Origin of the sequence: Coprococcus sp. AF21-14LB (assembly GCF_003458885.1) — a bacterium.
Taxonomy (GTDB): Bacteria; Bacillota; Clostridia; order Lachnospirales; family Lachnospiraceae; genus UBA9414.
Window position 1 is genome coordinate 1 of record NZ_QRVX01000133.1, and the last position, 817, is coordinate 817.

At 26.7% G+C, this 817-nt stretch carries 1 protein-coding gene; it reads left to right on the forward strand.

From position 1 onward, the window contains the following. The coding region (locus DWX73_RS13355) for a glycosyltransferase (RefSeq protein WP_118349142.1) at positions 1-803 on the forward strand (803 nt) is incomplete at its 5' end. Between the last annotated feature and the right edge of the window lie 14 nt (positions 804-817).

An 817-nucleotide genomic window follows, 5' to 3' on the forward strand; every position in this document is an offset into this window, starting at 1 on the left:
TAATTAAGCAGTATTGTCCAGATAGTTATTTTTTCGTTACAGAATACTATCTTTTTTCATTGCCCAGTATCGCAAATATTATTATGTACATCAACCATTACCATTTCAAAAAAGAAAAGAAATTTTCTTTCCTTAAAAAAGAAGAACGTATTAATGCAATGTATCAACATGTGATAGGAAAATTAATTAAATTTTCTATCAAAAGAGCATCTAGTGTTATTGTTCAAACTGAGTGGATGAAAAAGGAAATTGAAAAAATTACTGACAAAAGGAAAGTCTATAAGATCCAACCTAGTGTAACGCTTACAGATTACAATAAAGATGAAATAACGTGGAATTCAGATAAATTTATTTATCCAACATCAGAAGTAATATACAAAAACAATGCATTATTATATGAGGCATGCGAAAAATTAAATGAAAAAGGTGAAAACTACGAAGTGGAATTAACTATTTCCAGTCAAAATGTTTGTATTAAACATGTTGATTTTATTGGAAAAATAAATAGAGAAGAATTATTAAAAAAATATAAGGAAAGTACATTAGTATTTCCATCTTATATTGAAACATTTGGCTTGCCATTATTAGAAGCAAGAATGAGCGGGACAATTATTTTAGCAGCAGATACAGCTTTTGCAAGGGAGATATTAGATGGATATGAAAATGCATATTTTTTTGATGCGTTTAAAGTAGAAGAATTATTAAACTTAATGGAAGCAGTTATTCATAAAAAAATAGAGATAAAATCGACTAAAAATATAAAAAATATAGATCAAATGGATGGGAAGTACTTATTCGTATAATTAAGAAAAATGCT